This window comes from Shewanella sp. 4t3-1-2LB, from assembly GCF_017368415.1.
GTDB classification, from domain to species: Bacteria; Pseudomonadota; Gammaproteobacteria; order Enterobacterales; family Shewanellaceae; genus Shewanella; species Shewanella fodinae.
Window position 1 is genome coordinate 26,656 of sequence record NZ_JAFNJD010000039.1, and the last position, 17,764, is coordinate 44,419.

Annotated in this window: 18 protein-coding genes; 7 read left to right on the forward strand and 11 right to left on the reverse strand. The window is 50.2% G+C overall.

What is annotated here, in order from left to right; translation table 11 throughout:
* Nucleotides 1–11: 11 nt before the first annotated feature.
* The 8 genes from J3L11_RS14090 to J3L11_RS14125 all read right to left on the reverse strand — a co-directional run bounded on the left by J3L11_RS14090 (nucleotide 12) and on the right by J3L11_RS14125 (nucleotide 6,636).
* Entirely contained in the window at nucleotides 12–476 is a 465-nt protein-coding gene (locus J3L11_RS14090; protein WP_207571406.1) for a DNA polymerase III subunit chi, read from the reverse strand.
* 179 nt (nucleotides 477–655) lie between these two features.
* Nucleotides 656–829: a hypothetical protein gene (locus J3L11_RS14095; protein ID WP_207571407.1), complete on the reverse strand. Its 174-nt coding sequence runs from the start codon at nucleotides 827–829 to the stop codon at nucleotides 656–658.
* A 14-nt stretch (nucleotides 830–843) separates the two neighbouring features.
* The gene (locus tag J3L11_RS14100; protein WP_207571417.1) at nucleotides 844–2,274 is read right to left on the reverse strand and encodes an ATP-binding cassette domain-containing protein; all 1,431 of its coding nucleotides are present in this window, start codon (nucleotides 2,272–2,274) and stop codon (nucleotides 844–846) included.
* Nucleotides 2,275–2,363: 89 nt separating this feature from the next.
* Entirely contained in the window at nucleotides 2,364–2,714 is a 351-nt protein-coding gene (locus J3L11_RS14105; RefSeq protein WP_207571408.1) for a hypothetical protein, read from the reverse strand.
* Between the two features lie 96 nt (nucleotides 2,715–2,810).
* Complete coding sequence (locus J3L11_RS14110) at nucleotides 2,811–2,948, reverse strand: hypothetical protein (RefSeq protein ID WP_207571409.1); 138 nt, start codon at nucleotides 2,946–2,948, stop codon at nucleotides 2,811–2,813.
* A gap of 325 nt (nucleotides 2,949–3,273) precedes the next feature.
* Nucleotides 3,274–4,035 carry a hypothetical protein gene (locus J3L11_RS14115; RefSeq protein WP_207571410.1) on the reverse strand — a complete coding sequence of 254 codons (762 nt, stop codon included), beginning with the start codon at nucleotides 4,033–4,035 and terminating at the stop codon, nucleotides 3,274–3,276.
* Nucleotides 4,036–4,159: 124 nt separating this feature from the next.
* Nucleotides 4,160–6,127, reverse strand: coding sequence for a M1 family metallopeptidase (locus J3L11_RS14120; protein WP_207571411.1), 1,968 nt, complete (start codon nucleotides 6,125–6,127; stop codon nucleotides 4,160–4,162).
* Between the two features lie 161 nt (nucleotides 6,128–6,288).
* A complete protein-coding gene (locus tag J3L11_RS14125) occupies nucleotides 6,289–6,636 on the reverse strand; it encodes a YciI family protein (RefSeq protein WP_207571412.1) in 348 nt (115 codons plus the stop codon).
* A 15-nt stretch (nucleotides 6,637–6,651) separates the two neighbouring features.
* On the opposite strand from J3L11_RS14125, the gene J3L11_RS14130 reads away from it, so the two are divergent.
* Nucleotides 6,652–6,846 (forward strand): hypothetical protein, encoded by a 195-nt coding sequence (locus J3L11_RS14130; protein WP_207571413.1) that lies wholly within the window; start codon nucleotides 6,652–6,654, stop codon nucleotides 6,844–6,846.
* Here the strand turns inward: J3L11_RS14130 and J3L11_RS14135 are convergent.
* The 3 genes from J3L11_RS14135 to J3L11_RS14145 are packed head-to-tail and all read right to left on the reverse strand — an operon-like array spanning nucleotide 6,833 to nucleotide 9,972.
* Entirely contained in the window at nucleotides 6,833–8,899 is a 2,067-nt protein-coding gene (locus J3L11_RS14135) for an FUSC family protein (protein ID WP_207571414.1), read from the reverse strand. The genes J3L11_RS14130 and J3L11_RS14135 overlap by 14 nt on opposite strands.
* Nucleotides 8,900–8,902: 3 nt before the next feature.
* Nucleotides 8,903–9,763, reverse strand: a complete 861-nt coding sequence (locus tag J3L11_RS14140) for an HlyD family secretion protein (protein WP_189617182.1) — start codon at nucleotides 9,761–9,763, stop codon at nucleotides 8,903–8,905.
* Between the two features lie 8 nt (nucleotides 9,764–9,771).
* Complete coding sequence (locus J3L11_RS14145; protein WP_133039735.1) at nucleotides 9,772–9,972, reverse strand: DUF1656 domain-containing protein; 201 nt, start codon at nucleotides 9,970–9,972, stop codon at nucleotides 9,772–9,774.
* A gap of 391 nt (nucleotides 9,973–10,363) precedes the next feature.
* Here J3L11_RS14145 and J3L11_RS14150 point away from each other — a divergent pair, with 391 nt between their 5' ends.
* The 6 genes from J3L11_RS14150 (at nucleotide 10,364) to greA (ending at nucleotide 17,608) form a co-directional block, all read left to right on the forward strand.
* Nucleotides 10,364–10,507, forward strand: coding sequence for a hypothetical protein (locus tag J3L11_RS14150; RefSeq protein ID WP_189617181.1), 144 nt, complete (start codon nucleotides 10,364–10,366; stop codon nucleotides 10,505–10,507).
* Nucleotides 10,508–10,609: 102 nt separating this feature from the next.
* A complete protein-coding gene (locus J3L11_RS14155; RefSeq protein ID WP_189617180.1) occupies nucleotides 10,610–11,227 on the forward strand; it encodes an FKBP-type peptidyl-prolyl cis-trans isomerase in 618 nt (205 codons plus the stop codon).
* Nucleotides 11,228–11,283: 56 nt separating this feature from the next.
* Nucleotides 11,284–12,102, forward strand: coding sequence for a 4-hydroxy-tetrahydrodipicolinate reductase (gene dapB / locus J3L11_RS14160; RefSeq protein WP_189617179.1), 819 nt, complete (start codon nucleotides 11,284–11,286; stop codon nucleotides 12,100–12,102).
* A gap of 154 nt (nucleotides 12,103–12,256) precedes the next feature.
* The gene (gene carA / locus J3L11_RS14165; RefSeq protein ID WP_207571415.1) at nucleotides 12,257–13,429 is read left to right on the forward strand and encodes a glutamine-hydrolyzing carbamoyl-phosphate synthase small subunit; all 1,173 of its coding nucleotides are present in this window, start codon (nucleotides 12,257–12,259) and stop codon (nucleotides 13,427–13,429) included.
* Between the two features lie 21 nt (nucleotides 13,430–13,450).
* Entirely contained in the window at nucleotides 13,451–16,675 is a 3,225-nt protein-coding gene (gene carB, locus J3L11_RS14170; protein WP_207571416.1) for a carbamoyl-phosphate synthase large subunit, read from the forward strand.
* A 456-nt stretch (nucleotides 16,676–17,131) separates the two neighbouring features.
* On the forward strand, nucleotides 17,132–17,608 hold the full coding sequence (gene greA, locus J3L11_RS14175; RefSeq protein ID WP_133039741.1) for a transcription elongation factor GreA: 477 nt from the start codon (nucleotides 17,132–17,134) through the stop codon (nucleotides 17,606–17,608).
* Nucleotides 17,609–17,764 lie beyond the last annotated feature (156 nt).

Here is a 17,764-nt window from a genome sequence, read left to right on the forward strand (position 1 = left end):
AACCAGTTTTCTCAAACAAAATTAATGGGTTGTGTTGCTAAATCTTGAGTGTTGAGCGCTATGCCCTGAGCGCGATACTGACGGTAACGCTCCCGAGCCTGTTGCTTTTGCACATCATCACCCGCAACAAAATCAAGGATCTGGCTAAAGTTGTTAGCAAATGTTGGCACTGCTGTGGCCAGATTAATCAGCACTGGCCGTCGCACATTGGGGCCAAGCCGGTCAAAACCTATCTCAACTGGCGCACCGTTTTTTGGCCCTTCACCTTTGAGGTTATGGGGCACAAAGGCGCTGGGTTCAAATTGCCACAGCAACTCATCTATCTGGTACGCCTGCGCTTGATCTTCACAATGTAGATACAGCCATTGCCCCTGTTGAAAATACTGCTGTGCTAAACGGCAGGCCAGTAGCGACACCTGTTCGCTGACATTGGCGGCCGGATTTGCGGGCAGCAGATAAAACAGTGCTTGGCTCATGTATCAGCAATGCCTTTGGAGATCGATTCGGGAATGGGGATTCTACACCAAAGGAGGCGCTAGATTAAAGTGACGTGCGCGGCTAACGCTAATTCCGTTATCGCGTCAATCAATGGATTTTTGTGAGCAATTTTATGCCGAGAAAAATTAGCCCAACGAAATAGCTGAAGAGCTGGATGCTAATGAGCAATTCTATCAGCCAAATGGGGCGTGGCGAGCGCAAGCGAAGGAATCATCAGTTTGAGCCAGTGCAGTTGCCACGGTATTAGTTTGAGGGTGAGCCAGCAGGCTAATGCATAAAAGACGGCTAAAGCTACAAACACGACTATGACTTTTGCCAGTTCACGCCACATCTGCTCATCATCCTTTAATTGTGACTTATCACCAGTCGATGGCTGCCATCACCGACAGGCACAAAATCCGCAAAATGATGAATTGCATCGAGAGTATCTTCATGATGATGAGTAACGTACAGTAACTGACTGATATTACTGGCAGCAATGCGATTGAGTGCATGAAACACCAGCTTGCGGTTGAGATAGTCCAGCCCCTGATAGGGTTCATCGAGAATTAACAGCGCAGGCTGTTTGATCAGCGCACGGGCAATCAGCAACAGTCGTTGTTGGCCATAATCCAGTGAGCGGAAGCCAGTCTTGGCAAATTCACTCATCTCCAGCATTTCTAGCCAGGTCTGGGCATTACTGATTTGTAGCGCGGAGGGTTTTTGATAGAGACCAATGGAGTCAAAATAACCCGAGAGCAGCACTTCCAGGGCGCTACAATTTACCCGATATTGCAAGTGCAATGACGAAGACACTACGCCAATATGCTTTTTGATGTCCCAGATGCTTTCGCCGCTGCCGCGTTTAACGCCAAGAATGGTGATGTTATTGCTGTAACACTGCGGATGATCGCCCAAAATCAGCCCCAGCAGTGTACTTTTACCCGCGCCATTGGGACCGCGTAATTGCCAGTGTTCACCGCGGTTAATAGTCCAGTTGACATGTTCAAAAATCAGCGTGTCAGTGTAAGCCACTTTTACGTCAGTCAACTGCAGCAGCGGGTTGGGATAATTAGCCGCATCTTGTTGCTTTAACAGCGCCAGCATCCGCGCACTTTTCGCTTCCGATAACGCCTGCATCTGCGCCAGTAAGGGATGCTGTTGCCATGCTTCGCGACTCAAGGTTTGTGTTAGTTGGTGGTCATCAAACAGTGCCATATGGCTGATAAACGCGGGTAGTTCATCTTCGCGACTGGTGAGCAACAACAGCTGCGTATGTTTGGCAAGTGTTTGCAGCAGCTTGCTTAATGCCGCCCGATGGGTCACATCCAGCCCGGCATAAGGCTCGTCCAGAATTAACCATTGCGGTTGCCCAGCAATGGCTTTGGCCAACATTAAGCGGCGGGTTTCACCGGTCGATAATAGCCGAAAACCACGATCTTGCAGGTGGGTTAGGTCGGTGATCGCCAATAGCTCCGGCAGTGTCTGCAGATCACAACCATTATCCAGCAAGATCTGCGATACAGTGTCGCCGCTCTGCATCTCGCTTTCATCGTCGGCAATCTGTTGTTCCAGCAGCTTTTGCTGCTGTTGCAGCGATACACAGGCCACTTTGGCCGGCAACCCTTCGATAGTCCCTTTATGGGGTGTTAACTCACCACTCAACAACCCCACAAGCAACTCGGCGGCTTGGCCTTGCCCGGCAAATACACCCCAGTGTTCGCCCGGTGCGATGTGCCACTTTTCGATAAACAGTGTGCTGGAAGCCGTTTGGTATTTCAGATCCTGAATCAGCATTTGATTGTGAATATAAGCGATGACGACAGCAGGGGTTCCATACTGCAATAATCGCTTCGCGAATGCCAGTAGTTAAATGGCTGACGCTATCAGTGGCTAACGGAGTTTTGCTGCTCTGCTGCCGTTGCTAGATAAGGATAGGAGGCGGTGACTGGCCCAATATTCCACAGCAGATTAACGTCGGCATTAGCTGATATTTGGCTGGTAAAGGGCGCAGGTCCACGAGTCACGCTCACTTTTTGTACCCCAATGGTATCTTCCCAAGCCCAGGCAGTACCGCCTGCGTAGCGTAATTTGATACTGTAAATTTGCGCTGGATAGTGCTGCTTAAGCACTTGTCCCATTAATGTGGCATTGGCATACCATGCGGTGCCTGGCGTCTGCTTTGCATGAGCATCACCTGAATAAGTCAGCAATTTTTGGCCATGATAGTCAGCCATAATATTTTGCGCCATCGCCTCATCACGGGCGTCGGCATGACTATTAAATAGCAATATGGAGAGTTGCGGATAGGTCTGTCTAGCCTCTACCAGTTTTTATAGTAACTGATACATGGCTTTGTTGCTGCGACCGTCATGAGGCCCCAGCCACTCTTTATCGGCAGTGAGCCACTGTTGTAGGGAATTTTTATCGGTAAGGGTGATGCCTTTGATGGCATTCAGTTCTAAAGCCACCGTAATTGCCTGTGGCGCTTCGTTTGTCCCATGATATTCACCGACCATCACCATCTGATGTTGAAGAACTGCGTCAGTGACAGCTGGTTACAGGCCAAGGCGTTGGGGGCGCAGCATAATAGCCACGGCAACGCCAAGGTTGGTGAATAACGCATAATATCCTTCCTTTGATATGAATATCGCGTCTGCCAGACTTTACTATTGGCTTGCGGTGGTAAAGTTCCCTTGCCGGATTTTGTGAAAACACCCTAGAAAGTAAAAAATACCATAAAGATCATGGAACTATTCTTGTTGTTAAGTGTAAAGACGATAACTTATCTAGGTATTATTGGTTTGGCATGGCAGCATCGTTGGCAACCGCAGTGCGGCGGTGTGTCAGCCCGCTCGCATCATTTATGCTTTGGCTCGTATTAGGCCATATATCATCATCGGTCAGCGGCTTACCATCTGTTCCCCGAGCCAGTAATTGGTAATGTTCCTGATCCAGTCGTTGATAAAAGAAATCGCTTTGGCTGTTCTTAAAGGAGGTGTCCTGTAGCGGTACTCCACTGAGCGGAAAAGCCTGTTGCAGTAGCGCCAGTGACTGTGGATATTCGCCGTTTCGAAAGCGATAGAGTTCTACTTGTGAATAGAGGGTATTAAGATTGTCCTGCAATAACTGAGTTGGCACTGGGTTAGGATCATTGGTCCATGTCGTCAGTCCAGCTTTATGCATCATTAGGTAAAAATAGCTGTTAGCGCTGAGCATCGCTAAGATCCCAATACTCGCCAGCAATTTTCCGCCTTGGCGCGACGTCAGTAAGCCCCATACCAGCGCGATGACGCCAAAGATAATCCCTAACAGCGGGATAAATGCCAGCGCACCAATCACATAAGGAAATACTCCCAATGTGGCTGGTTCACTAACCGCAGTAGATGGCGATGTGTCGATAACCATTTCTCCCGAGTAATCCTGCGTTGTTGGCATACGGCGTTGTGTTAGTAGTTGTTCAACGGCTTGGTATCTTTCAGGAAATTGTGTTTGGTCAATATGGCGAAGTACATCTTCTAGTTCGGCGGTGCTGTAATTTGAGTAATCAGGTTCCATGTTGGTGATATTGTTGTCCTAATGTTGTTTTGCTGGGTATATGATGCCGCGGGATAACGATGATATACAACAGCTTTTTCCCAATAAAAAAGGTGCCAATTGGCACCTTTCTAGCCAGCCCGATTCAGAGGGTCAGACTATTATTGCTACGGTCGGCATCGGGTAATTTGTGCTCGGGATCCAGCGTGGCACTTTTCACCGCTTTAGTAACAGGTAACACTACGGTTGGCGTGCCAGTACGCATCCAGCTTTCTACCGGAATACGGAAGTCCTCAGTCGTGCCATCGCTGTATTGCAAGCGCAAGGTCGCGGGCATGACTAGCGGTTGCTTGCTGACAAGCGTAACGGCGGTACCTTTGCCTTTTTTATCATCCACCGCTTTGACGGCGGTGATCCCCATATCCAATTGCCAGTTATTGAGGTACCAACCGCGCCACCACCAGGCGAGATCTTCTCCGGCGGCACTTTCCATGAAACGGAAAAAGTCAGATGGCGACGGGTGCTTATAGGCCCAAGTGGCAATATATTCTTTAAATGCCGGGTCAAAACGGTCTGGGCCGAGGATCTGCTCGCGCAGCAATACTAAGCCCAGCGCACCTTTAAAATAGGTCACGGAATGACGGTATTTTTCCGCGGTGGCTTCAGCCGGAGCCATCAGCGTTGGCGCTTCCGGGTCGGCCAATACCGATAGAATTTCATCCACAGGGTTGCCACCTTTGGGGGCGTATTCACTGTCGCGCTTGGGCGCAAACTCACCCTTGTTAAAGGCATCTGAGGCATAAACGTCGATAAAGGTGTTGAATCCCTCATCCATGAAAGCGTGACGGCGTTCGTCTGAGCCAACAATCATCGGAAACCAGCTATGTCCCAACTCGTGGGCGCTAATCCAAAACAGCAGTGCGTCATGGTCGCGCATACCGTCAAACACAATCCCTGGGTATTCCATACCAGCGCCGTGACCGCCAAGGTTGACCGCTGCTGGCCACGGGTAAGGATACCATTGGGAGAAATGTTCGATGGTCCCTTTTACATACTCGGTGGAGCGATCCCACTTGGTCGACCCGGCAGCTTCAGGTGGATAAGCGGACATTGCCAGTGACGTTTTACCGTTAGGTAGATTGATACGGGCGGCGTCGATTACGAAAGCAGGCGAAGCGGCAAAGGCCACGTCACGGGTGCGTTCCATACGGAAATGCCAGTCGAGGGTGCCGCTATTGACCGGACGACTATCGGCTTTACCCACTTCATCTGCTCGACGGATGTAAACTGTCTTATCACTCTGTTGTGCTTGTTTCAGCCGTTGTTGTTCAGTTTTGGTCAGCACGTCTTTGGGGTTGATCAGCTTGCCGGAACCCACTACCCAATAATTCCAAGGAACGGTAACGGTATAATCAATCGTGCCGTATTCCAGATAGAATTCAGAACTGATATACGGGTTGTTATTCCAACCGTGCAGGTCATCGTAGACTGCCATTCGTGGGAACCACTGGGCGATTTCAAAGATTTTGCCTTTTTCTGAAGGGGTCACAGCGGTGCGGCCACCCCAAGTACCAGGAACCTGATAGCTGTAGTTAATTTCCAGTTGCAGTTTTCCGCCTTTAGCTGCCAGTGGCTGCGCTAGGTCCACCCGCATACGGGTGTCGTTGATCAGAAACTTGGCATCATAACTCTCACCATCAATCCGCACTGTGACTTTGTCAAAACGGTAGCCGTCGGTGAACTGGCTGCGACGCCATTCGGATGCCATGCTGGAGCGGCTATCTTTACGATAGATGTTTTGATCCAGTTGAACCCATAATGTCGGCAGGCTATCCGGGCTGTTATTGGTGTAAGTGATCACTTCTTCGCCATGCAGCGTATCGCTGTCAGTATCGATAGTCGCATGCAATTTATAGTCAACCCGGTTTTGCCAGAACATAGCGCCAGGTTTGCCAGCACCGCTGCGAATTGCGGTCGCCGGGGTTGGTAAAGATAAGGGGGCAAATAGGGCTTGAGGGTCAAATGGTTTTGAATTCTGGGCCTCTGGTGCAGCGATAGCTAATGCTGAACAGCCCGCCATACAGAAGGCGGTTGCCCTGAGCCAATTGAGCATGATGATTCCTTTATTGTTATTTTTGCAGATGGTTTCAGCGGTGAATAAAGTCGAACCGGCTGATGCTAAACAGATCCCATAACATAGCAAGCAGATTGGTTGGAGACGAGAGCCATAGGAGAAACAGCTGCAGATCTTTGTTGATGTAATTGTTACAAAACTTATTCTGCGGCGTTGGTAGCGGCTTTATTGGCAGTAAGGTTGTTGATTGTTTGCTCTTCCTGCAGAAGCCAATGATTTGCTGGGTTAGCCTCAAGAACTTCCTGTAACTGATACTGCTTATAATAACCGGTACGGACAAATGGATCTGCCAGTAACAGTTGTTCTGCTTGTTGCCTGTCTGTGCATTGCAACAGCAGCATTGCACCTTGGTTGTCAGCGTAAGGACCACAAAATCGGAGTTGTCCGGTAGCTGACAACTGTTGCAAGTGGTGCACATGCGCCAACAACAGCTCTGGGGTCAGTCCATTGGCTTTTTTATCTGATAACAACACTAAAAAACAGCTCATGTAAGCCTCTGCGGAATGTTTCTTACCTTTACGCTAACGCTTCGAGCGGCAACTGGCAATAACCCTTGCCGGACGGTTTATCTCAGCTATGCTCGTAGTTGCCTGGTGAGCGGGTACTTGCCAGCGATGGCGGTTGCTCATTTTCGCGAACGTTTGCTGCGTATCACTCGGGCGCAGCAGTTGAATGTTGCCACAGTTACGCATTGTTGAGCTTTTGTGCCATGGTGTTCGCGGTTCGTTCGAAGGTGAGTGAGACGCGGGTGAACATCCCTTCAATCATTTCCAGTTGTTCCTGTGGCAGTTGATCGTCATGTATGGCTTGCAACAATTCTGCACTGCAGTCTTTAAACGCTGGCCATTGCTGCCCTCGGCTACTGGCCAGAAATGCTTGTGCCAACGCATGTTGCCATTGGTCTAGCAGCGGTTCTAACCGTTGGTCACTGACACTCTGTAGCAAACGCCTAAGTCGTGTTGAAACGTGTCCCAAGTTTAGACCGGTTAATCCTAGATCGGTCATTTCTCTAGCATTATCCGCTGCTGCCTTGTCGTAGTTGGCCAGCCGCAACAAGCGGTCTCCCATACGCGCATTGAACCAGTTTTCCGGGGCATGATGTACGGAAATGCTTACCAGATCATCCGCTGTTGCCTGTAGTAATCGGCGCTGCATAAGCGGGATGCCGGGGCCAGTGATCAGCTTGAACAGCCAATACAGAATTGTCACGCCGACACCTATCGCTAGTGCATTGCTGAGGGTGTAGTCCACAGAGAAGGCGTAGCTCATATCGTTGGCTGGGCGCACAAGGATCACAAACGGAATACACAGTCCTAGGCCATAAGGCAACGTTGGACGGTTCGCCAGCGCCATCAGGCCCACGAAGAATGGCCCGGCGAGCACCAGAATTAGCATTTCAAAATCACCGGGACTTTGTGCTAACAGGTTGAGCGCAAAAAAGATGGCTAATGGGGTGGAGATTGCCACGCCTACTAATAGTCGTCTCAGCACCACCATCAACATGGTCAAGGGCAAGCGCGCCATCATCATGGAGAACATTACCGGTAGGATCATTAACATCAGCGCAGCGCTAGAGGCAGTGCCAATCCAGATACCCGCACCAATCAGAAACAGTACAGCGGTACGAAAACCCGTAGTCAGGCCGATGAGCGGATCTCGGTGCGGCTGCAAAGCAGGCGCATTCAACAGCGAATTGTCACTGTTTTCCAGTGTATCGTAGGCTTTCAGCACCATAATTAGATCGGAAATAAACTCAGTGGCGACTTTCAGCAAACGGCTTTGCAGTGGTTGTCCACAGGGCAACTGATTGCGTAGGTGGATGAGCTGGTGTCGCTGTTGCTGCGCCAGTTGGTAACATTCCGAATAGTCGCGAGAAGCCGACATCTGCATAAAGCTCTGGCGCAGCTGTTGCAACATCGTCTGTAACGTTTGTGACAGCTGTTCTGGATGGTTACGTTGCAGACGACCGAAAATCTGAATCACCGCCAGCAATGACATCACCTTGTTACACAAAAGATTGGCCGCTCTGCCGCGTCCAGGCCCTTCCGGCCCTTCATAAACCACCGCGCTGGAGTCATCATTGAGTGCCGCCAACTGCTCAAGAATGATATCAATGCATTGGTGCCGCTTTTCATGGGAGCCGTTAGGCGCCAGTTCTTGCACCAAATAATCTAGCATTTGATTAATCACATTACGCGATTGCTGCCGGAGGCCGCTGGCAACTGATTGCGGCCACAACAGTAAACTGACCATTACCGCACAGAGCGCGCCGACAATAATTTCACTGACTCGCGATTGTGCCACCTGGAAGATTGCCTCTGAGGTTGCCGTCGCCGGGCTGACCATCACCAATAAGACAATTAAGCACGGCGTAATCCCTGCCATGGCAAAGGCGTAAATGAAATTGATGGAACTCACCATGGCCGACAGGCCAGCATTGACGCCGAGCCATAGCGCTAATGCCAGAATGGCCAGCTCTGGATAACCGGCAAACGCCTGCAGTATGGCGATGCCCATCACCCCGCCGATGAGTGTGCCGATTATCTGCATCAGTCCTTTTTCAATCACCAGACCACTCTCGGGACGGATCTGCAAAAATACGGCGGAGATCAGTGCCCAATATGGGCGATCCAAGTTCAGGTACATGGCAACGAACAACGCCAGCGTCATAGAGATAACGCCTTTGGTCGCGAAAATCAGCGTGCGTTTATCTGGCGTCAAAAACACCGCCTGTATCGGCGACAGTGTCATGGGTTATTTGTCCTGCAGGAAAATAGAAACCGTCATGCCGGCACTGAGATTGATGTCATTCGGTATTTTGTCCAACTGAATATCTACCGGAATACGCTGCGCCAACCGCACCCAATTGAATGTCTGCTGGATTTGCGGTAGCAGTTGTCCATTACTGCTGACATTGGTGTCAGCAATCGCTTTGCCGATACTGGTGACAGTACCGATTAACGGTTTGCCGCCACTCATTAGGCTTACCTTAGCTTTTTGGCCCACGTGGATCAGTGGTAGTTTAGTTTCTTCAAAGTAACCAGTGACATACAGAGAGCCTGTCTGAACCAGTGACAGTACTGCCGTGCCTTGGTGTACATAATTGCCAGGACGTAGGGTCAGATTAATAATGCTGCCATCGTCTGGTGCATGAATGACCGTGCGTTGTAAATTGATGCGGGCAGTATTGAGTTCCGCTTGCGCCAGTTGGAAGGCAGCCTTGGCTTGTTCAGTGTTAATTCGGGCTGTTTCCAGATCTTCTTCGCTGATAGCCTCCCGTCCAGTCAATTGCTTACGGCGTTCATATTTATGGTTGGCAAGATCCCAAGCGTATTGCTTGCTTTGCAACTGTGCCTGCAACTCGACCAGTGCCGCTTGATAGCGAGTAGCATCGACAGAAAACAGTAAATCACCTTTGTGTACCTGCTGGTTATCCTGTACATCAACGCTATTAACCCAACCGGAAACATCTGGCGCAATAGTAATGATGTTAGCGCGGATACGACCATCTCGAGTCCACGGAGAATAAAGGTAATGATCCCAGACCCAGCGTCCGGCGATAATTGCGACAACTACCACCGCCAGCGTGATGGCAACACGCAGTAATTTTCCCATAACTGAATTCATCTCCCGAATAAGTAAACAACCAGCGCCAAATAACAGATATACAGTGCCACTTCGAACCAGGCGACTTTCCAGATCCGCTGGTATAGCCCGGATACGTGCAGTATCTGGCGGGTGACGAACGATATGACAAACGCCAGCGGTGCAAACACCACCAAGGGGCTGAAAAGCAGTCCCCCGAGCGCTAATTCTTCAAACATGACGATAGTCCAAACCCGTAAACAACGTTGGCAATGATGGTAAGCATAAGAGATAGCGGCAAATACCCCAACTGGCGTATGTCTGCTGCAATATATGATGGCATAAAGCCTAACATAGATTTTCTGGCGGCTGGTAGCCTGAGTGTGGCTTGGTACGCCAGAAAAACGTTCAGGAAGCTCGGCAAATTATACATACAGCTGGGTTGGGTTTAACGAGGTGTTGATTAATATCGCCAATCACCGTGATGTGATCACCACGTTGTTAGCAAAACAATGGAAGCTGCCCCAAGACAGGTTTTTGGCATACTGTGTTATGGGCGAATAGGGTGAATCGCAGTTTAATGCTTGGCGTCGTGTCCGTATCGTTGCTGTATCGGTAATGGAGCCACAGTTGGTTGTGTGTAGTGGTCAGCCTGCGCGGATGGGTGCCAAAGGCGCTGTTAATCTCATCGCTATACCAGTGACAACGGCAGAAAAGGCAAAATATGTCGTATTTGCCAAAGTTATCCGGCAGGCACTGAGCAATGTCAATTGAGTATTTACCCTCAGTGCTCTGGATCAAATTACTGCAACATTCATGGCTCGGATGTGGTAAACTACGCGGCTGAATTCACCGATAACCGAGAGTAAACCGATTATGTCTGAGAAGTTCACGACAGTTGAACAGCAAGCAAGCTACGGTGTGGGCCGCCAGTTAGGGGAACAGTTGGCCGCTAACTCTTTTGATGGCTTGGACATTCCCGCCGTGCAGGCAGGCTTAGCAGATGCGTTTGTTGGTACAGAAAGTGCTGTCAGCATGCAGGAACTGCAGAATGCCTTTACCGAGATCAGCACCCGCATCAAACATGCGCAGGAACAAGCTGCTGAAGCCGCTTCCGCTGAAGGTCAGGCATTCCTCGCTGAAAACGCCAAGCGTGAAGGTGTGGTAGTGACAGACTCAGGTCTGCAATATGAAGTTATCACCGAAGGTACGGGCGCTAGACCTACTTATGAGTCTACGGTGCGTACGCACTACCACGGTACCTTTACCGATGGTAAAGTGTTTGACAGTTCAGTGACCCGCGGTCAGCCTGCTGAGTTCCCGGTTTCCGGTGTTATTGCCGGTTGGACCGAAGCATTGCAGCTGATGCCAGTTGGTTCTAAGTACAAACTGTATGTGCCGCATCATTTGGCCTATGGCGAACGAGGTGCTGGCGCCGCGATTCCACCGTACTCGACCTTGGTGTTTGAAGTCGAGTTACTCGACATTTTGTAATTGCTAATCGCTTGGGTTCTCCCAGGCGATTTTTTTGTGTGCAGGAAGGAGGGATTATGAGTGCAAGCGTCAGAGTTGCCATTGCCGGAAGTGGTGGACGCATGGGCCGTACCCTTATTGAGGCCGCATCGCAGCACCCGCTGATTGTGCTGGGTGCGGCAATCGAGCGTGCAGGTTCCAGCCTCGTTGGTGTCGATGCTGGTGAGCTGGCGGCGGTTGGCAAACTAGATGTGGTGGTGACCGATAATTTGGATGGTGTTGCCGACAGTTTCGATGTACTGATCGATTTTACCAGCCCGGAAGGAACACTTGCTAATATCGACTGGTGCGTGCGCCATGAAAAACCGATGGTGATTGGTACCACCGGCTTTAATTCGGCACAGAAAGCTCAGTTAGAAGCGTTTGCTGAACAACTACCCGTCGTGTTCGCGCCTAATATGTCGGTTGGCGTTAACCTGATGTGGAAATTGCTGGAAGTTACGGCCAAGGTAATGGGTGACTACAGTGACATTGAGATCATTGAAGGTCACCATCGCTTTAAGAAAGATGCCCCGTCCGGTACTGCGTTAAAGATGGGGGAGGTGATTGCCGCAACCCTAGGTCGGGATCTGGAAAAGGTGGCCGTATATGGCCGAGAAGGAATTACCGGCGAACGGGATCGGCAGACTATAGGATTTGCGACCATTCGTGCAGGTGATTTAGTGGGCGAGCATACCGCCATGTTTGCTGATATTGGTGAACGGCTGGAGATCACCCATAAGGCATCGAGTCGTATGACATTTGCCAATGGTGCCATGCGGGCCGCACTGTGGTTACCGGAACAGAGTGCCGGTTTGTATGACATGCAGCAAGTGTTGGGGCTGAAGCCTTTGTAGTTGAAAAGAACCGCCGTTGGCGGTTTTTTTTCGCGGATTACCGCTGTAGGTCTAGACGGAAGTCGATATGACCTATAAAATATTCAGAATTTGCCAAAATTTCGTGAAGCAGCGGAAATTGCAGGTTGATTTAATAAAAAATATATAATTTTTAATGGCTTGGCTCATTACGGAGGTCGCGTTGACTAAGTCTGCCTTACTCGTACTCGAAGATGGAACCGTCTTTACCGGCACAGCGATAGGTGCCGATGGAATAGCTGTTGGCGAAGTGGTTTTTAACACTTCAATGACGGGATATCAAGAAATTCTCACCGATCCTTCTTATTCCCGTCAGATAGTAACCTTAACCTACCCGCACATTGGTAACACCGGCATTAATGCTGAAGATACCGAATCCAGTGCCATTCATGCTTGTGGTTTGATCATTCGTGACTTACCACTAACCGCCAGTAATTTCCGTTCCCAGCGGTCACTCAGTGACTATCTCCGCGCTAATAATGTGGTGGGTATTGCGGATATTGATACCCGTAAACTCACCCGTATTCTGCGCGAAAAAGGCGCTCAGTCTGGCTGTATCATGGCTGGCGAAATGGATGCCGACAAAGCGTTAGCCGCTGCCAAAGCCTTCCCTGGCCTCAAAGGCATGGATCTGGCAAAAGAAGTGACCACTGACAGCGCTTATCAGTGGCGCCAAGGTACTTGGACACTTGAAGGCGGCTTACCAGAAGACAAGGCTGCTGATGAATTCAAATTCAAAGTCGTCGCCTATGACTTCGGGATTAAGCGCAATATTCTGCGGATGCTGGTGGACCGTGGTTGTGATGTAACCGTGGTGCCTGCTAAAACCCCAGCAAGTGACGTGTTGGCGATGGCACCTGACGGTATTTTCCTGTCAAATGGCCCTGGTGACCCAGAACCTTGTGATTACGCTATCAGCGCGATTAAATCGTTCCTGCAGACTGATATCCCGGTATTTGGTATCTGCCTTGGGCATCAGTTGCTGGCCTTAGCCAGTGGCGCCAAAACCATGAAGATGAAGTTTGGTCACCATGGTGCTAACCATCCAGTGAAAGATTTGCAGAAAGGCACGGTGATGATCACCAGTCAAAACCACGGTTTTGCAGCTGATGAGGCCAGCCTACCCGCAAATGTCAAAGTGACTCATAAATCACTGTTCGATGGTTCTCTGCAAGGTATCCATCTGACGGACAAACCTGCGTTCAGCTTCCAGGGACATCCAGAAGCCAGCCCAGGCCCGCACGATTGTGCGCCGTTGTTCGACCATTTTATCGAACTGATTGAGCAATACCGTCAAGCGAAGCAGTAACTCCGGGAGAAGATTCAAGCAATGCCAAAACGTACTGATATAAAAAGTATTCTTATCCTAGGTGCCGGTCCTATCGTTATCGGTCAGGCCTGTGAGTTTGACTATTCCGGCGCCCAGGCGTGTAAAGCCCTGCGCGAAGAAGGTTTCCGGGTCATTCTGGTGAACTCTAACCCCGCCACCATCATGACTGACCCGGAAATGGCCGATGCCACTTACATTGAACCGATTCATTGGGAAGTGGTGCGCAACATCATCGCCAAAGAACGCCCTGATGCTATTCTGCCTACCATGGGCGGCCAGACTGCGCTGAACTGTGCGCTGGAACTGGAAGCCAAAGGCGTGCTGCAAGAATTCAATGTGGAAATGATTGGCGCCACTGCCGATGCCATTGATAAAGCAGAAGACCGCGCCCGTTTCGATCAATCCATGCGTAAAATCGGTTTGGAGTGTCCTCGTGCCGGTATCGCACACAGCATGGAAGACGCCTATAAGGTGCTGGATCAAGTGGGCTTCCCCTGCATTATTCGTCCGTCATTCACTATGGGCGGTTCCGGTGGCGGTATCGCTTATAACGTTGAAGAGTTCGAAGAGATCTGTACCCGTGGTCTGGACTTGTCACCTACCAATGAGCTGCTGATTGACGAAAGCTTGATCGGCTGGAAAGAGTACGAAATGGAAGTGGTGCGGGATCGCAACGATAACTGCATCATCGTCTGCTCTATCGAAAACTTTGATGCCATGGGCGTACACACTGGTGACTCTATCACTGTGGCCCCTGCGCAGACGTTGACGGACAAAGAATACCAGTTGATGCGTAATGCCTCGATGGCGGTGCTGCGTGAAATCGGCGTAGAAACCGGCGGTTCCAACGTCCAGTTTGGTATCAATCCCAAAGATGGCCGTATGGTTATCATCGAGATGAATCCACGTGTATCCCGTTCATCGGCGCTAGCCTCTAAAGCAACCGGCTTCCCGATTGCCAAAGTTGCCGCCAAACTGGCCGTCGGTTTCACTCTCGATGAGCTGATGAACGATATCACCGGTGGTCGCACACCCGCTTCGTTCGAACCCTCTATCGACTATGTCGTCACTAAAGTGCCACGTTTCAACTTCGAAAAGTTTGCGGGTGCCAATGACCGACTGACCACTCAGATGAAATCTGTTGGGGAAGTGATGGCGATTGGCCGCACTTTCCAGGAATCTATACAGAAAGCACTGCGTGGCTTGGAAACCGGCAAAAACGGTTTTGATCCGATTGTTGATTGGCAGGATCCTGACGCCATGCAGCACATGCGCCATGAGCTGAAAGAGCCGGGTGCTGAGCGTATCTGGTACGTGGCTGACGCTTTCCGTGCTGGCATGAGCATGGACGAAATCTACAAACTCACCAACATCGACCCTTGGTTTTTGGTGCAGATTGAAGAGCTGGTGCAGTTGGAAGCCAAAGTGGCAACCACTGGGCTGGCGGGTATGGATGCCGATTTCCTCTACCAGTTAAAACGCAAAGGTTTCTCAGATGCTCGTCTGGCCGATGTGCTGGGGATCAGTGAATCAGAAATGCGTAAGCTGCGTTATCGCCTAGAGATCTTCCCGGTATACAAACGTGTCGATACCTGTGCCGCAGAATTTGCCACTGACACGGCTTACATGTACTCCACCTATGAGGAAGAGTGCGAAGCCAATCCGTCCAACCGTGACAAGATCATGGTATTGGGTGGTGGCCCTAACCGTATCGGCCAGGGGATTGAGTTCGACTATTGCTGTGTGCATGCGTCACTGGCGCTAAAAGCTGATGGCTATGAAACCATCATGGTTAACTGTAACCCAGAAACGGTTTCCACTGATTACGATACCTCTGACCGGCTGTATTTCGAACCCGTAACTCTGGAAGACGTACTGGAAATCGCCCGTATTGAAAAGCCGAAAGGCGTGATTGTACAGTTTGGTGGTCAGACTCCATTGAAACTGGCGCGCGCGCTCGAAGCCGCTGGTGTACCGATTATTGGTACCAGCCCGGATGCCATTGATCGCGCCGAAGATCGTGAACGGTTCCAGCAGGCGATTCGCCGCCTAGAGATGAAACAGCCTGAAAATGATACCGTTACTACAGTCGAAGCGGCAGTAGTGGCTGCAGAAAAAATCGGTTATCCGCTGGTGGTTCGTCCGTCCTATGTCTTGGGTGGCCGCGCCATGGAAATCGTTTACGAAGAACAGGATCTGCGTCGTTACTTCAAAGAAGCGGTTAAGGTGTCTAACGCGTCACCGGTGTTGCTGGATCACTTCCTTGATGACGCTATTGAAGTGGATATTGATGCGGTTTGTGATGGCAAGACTGTAGTCGTCGGTGCCATTATGGAACATATCGAACAAGCCGGGGTGCATTCCGGTGACTCAGGTTGTTCATTGCCGCCATACACACTCAGTCAGGCAATTCAGGATGAGATGCGTGAACAGGTACGGAAACTGGCATTCGAATTAGGCGTTGTGGGCTTGATGAATGTGCAGTTTGCCGTGCAGAAAAACACCATTTTCATGATTGAAGTTAACCCACGTGCGGCGCGTACCGTGCCGTTTGTCTCAAAAGCGACAGGCGTGCCGCTGGCGAAGATTGCCGCGCGGGTGATGGCGGGTCAATCACTGCAAGAGCAGGGCTTCACCAAAGAAGTTATTCCACCTTACTATTCAGTGAAAGAAGTGGTGTTGCCGTTCAACAAATTCCCTGGCGTTGACCCGTTGCTTGGCCCTGAAATGCGTTCAACCGGTGAAGTGATGGGCGTGGGTGATACCTTTGCTGAGGCCTATGCCAAAGCACAACTTGGTACTACTTCCAAGGATATCCCAAAATCCGGTCGCGCCTTGTTGTCTGTGCGTAACAGCGACAAGAAGCGGGTTGCCGATTTGGCTGCCAAACTGATTGAGTTGGGCTACGAAATTGATGCTACCCACGGCACGGCTGTGGTATTGGGTGAAGCGGGGATCAACCCACGGCTGGTGAACAAGGTGCATGAAGGACGGCCTCACATTCTTGACCGCATGAAAAACGGTGAGTACACCTATATCGTTAACACCACCGAAGGGCGTCAGGCTATTGAAGACTCCAAGCAACTGCGCCGTGGTGCTTTGCGCTACAAAGTGAATTACACCACCACCATGAACGCGGCTTTTGCTACCTGTATGGCAAACACTGCTGATGACCGCAATAAAGTATCCTCAGTGCAGGAACTGCATGCGCGAGTCACCAAGTAAGTCGTTGTCTCGCTCGGGAATAAGTTAACACTTATTTCCACCTAAAACGCCTGATGAAGTTCATCGGGCGTTTTGTATTTTAAGGTGCCTGCGGGTGTTTTCCGACCAAATATGCATCATGTGTTGTGAGCACTCATGTTGACAAGTGTCGTTGGATGCGCGTTTCACGCTACTGTAAGGCCTTTGATATCCGCAAGGATTCTTAAAAAATCTACGAGCCAGACTGTTACAACTCATAAATTTTCGGTGCATCACTGGCAAGGCCGCCGCAGCTTAGGTAAGCTTGCATTATGGTGAAGTGATACCAACCCGGTGTTCGCCGTGGTTGTCTGGCAAAAAACATCTTTGGCGCCGACAGTATCTGATGTTACGAGCGCCCGTTCACCCCATTGAGACTGTGCAGGCCCTTTTCGGGCCAGCATAGGTCGCTTTTGTTTTACAGGAGACGACAGAGACATGAATAAGGTTCCTATGACGCTGACTGGCGCGGAACAGTTACGTAAAGAGCTGGAAATGCTAAAGTTTGAAAGACGTCCAGCACTGAGTGAAGCCATTGCCACCGCCCGTGAACTGGGCGATTTAAAAGAAAACGCTGAATATCATGCTGCTCGTGAAGAGCAGGGGATTTGTGAAGCGCGTATTCGTGATATCGAAGGCAAGCTTTCGAATGCACAGATCATCGATGTCACCAAAATGCCCAATAACGGCCGGGTAATATTTGGTGCCACTGTGACTATCTTAAATCTTGATACCGATGTTGAAATGACTTATCGCATCGTGGGTGATGATGAGGCGAATATCAAAGAGAATCTGATTTCTGTAAATTCTCCCATCGCCCGCGGCCTGATTGGTAAAAACTTAGGTGATGAGGTTGGTATTCAAACGCCAGGTGGTCGCACTGACGTCGAAATTGTTGCCGTCGATTACATTTGAGTGAGCTGTGAGTAATAAAACCGCCTAAATGGCTAATGCTGATCAGTTAAGCCAGATCGCTTGACGATCTCATTGAAAAGATCAAAATCCGATGACCACTCGTCATCGGATTTTTTTATGCAACTCACTACCGCGCTTGCACTGGCTAATGGCTAT